This window comes from Mycobacterium sp. E3305 (assembly GCF_001666785.1).
In the GTDB taxonomy this organism is placed as follows: Bacteria; Actinomycetota; Actinomycetes; order Mycobacteriales; family Mycobacteriaceae; genus Mycobacterium.
The window spans coordinates 1-1,014 of record NZ_LZJA01000219.1 but is presented as its reverse complement, the minus strand read 5'-3'; the positions used below and the strand labels follow the sequence as shown (position 1 = coordinate 1,014).

The following is a 1,014-nucleotide window of genomic DNA, read 5'->3' as shown; positions in this document are numbered from 1 at the left end:
ATCTCGACGATCTCCTTCGGGACGCCGTACGGCACCGTCGAGTACGAGGGCGCCACCATCCCGGTTCCCGTAGACGACCAGACGCTGCAGAAGATCTGCGAGATCACCGACGGCCAGGCGTTCCATGCCGACAGCCTGGAGTCGCTGAAGAACGTCTACTCGACCCTGCAGCGCCAGATCGGGTACGAGACCGTCAAGGGCGACGCCAGCCTCGCGTGGATGCTGCTGGGGGCGGTCGCGTTGGCCGGCGCGATCCTGGCCGGCCTGTTCCTGAACCGCCGGCTGCCGTCCTGACGATCAGACCGGCAGCCGCCGGTTGATCAGCAGCGCCAGCGCCGTCGCGATCAATGCGGTGATCACGCCCAGGCGCAGCCACCCGGCGCTGCCCGGCCCGGCCACGGTGCGATAGCCGATGTCCTTCTCGATGGCGTCGCCCTTGACGGTCTCGTACCCGATCTGGCGCTGCAGGGTCGAGTAGACGTTCTTCAGCGACTCCAGGCTGTCGGCATGGAACGCCTGGCCGTCGGTGATCTCGCAGATCTTCTGCAGCGTCTGGTCGTCTACGGGAACCGGGATGGTGGCGCCCTCGTACTCGACGGTGCCGTACGGCGTCCCGAAGGAGATCGTCGAGATCTGCACGCCCGCGGCCTTGGCGGCCCGGGCGGCGGTGAACGCCCCCTGCGGGGCGTTGGCGTCCAGCGGCACGTTCTCCGCGCCGTCGGACTCCAGCACGATGCGCGCCGGCGGCGGGCCGTCGCCGCCGCCCATCACCGAGCCCACCGTCGCGATCGCCTGCAGGGCGGTGAACAGGCCCTCGCCCGTCGCGGTCTTGGGGGCCGGCTTCAGGCTGTCGATCGCCGCCTTCACCGCCTCGCGGTTGGTGGTCGGGGAGACCAGCAGCGACGCGTTGGCCGCGAATTCCACCAGCCCCAGGTTGATGGCCGGCGTCAGCTCGTCGGCGAACTGCTTGCCGGCCACCTTGGCGGCGGTCAGCCGGTCGGGGGGGACGTCGGT

At 70.0% G+C, this 1,014-nt stretch carries 1 protein-coding gene and 1 pseudogene; one reads left to right on the top strand and one right to left on the bottom strand.

Annotation, left to right across the window (positions count from 1 at the left end):
* Window positions 1-294 (top strand): annotated as a pseudogene (locus tag A5701_RS20395) (hypothetical protein); the annotation flags it as partial.
* Between the two features lie 3 nt (window positions 295-297).
* On the opposite strand, the gene A5701_RS20390 reads toward A5701_RS20395, so the two are convergent.
* A partial coding sequence (locus A5701_RS20390; protein WP_082969799.1) for a VWA domain-containing protein occupies window positions 298-1,014 on the bottom strand: 717 nt, incomplete at its 5' end.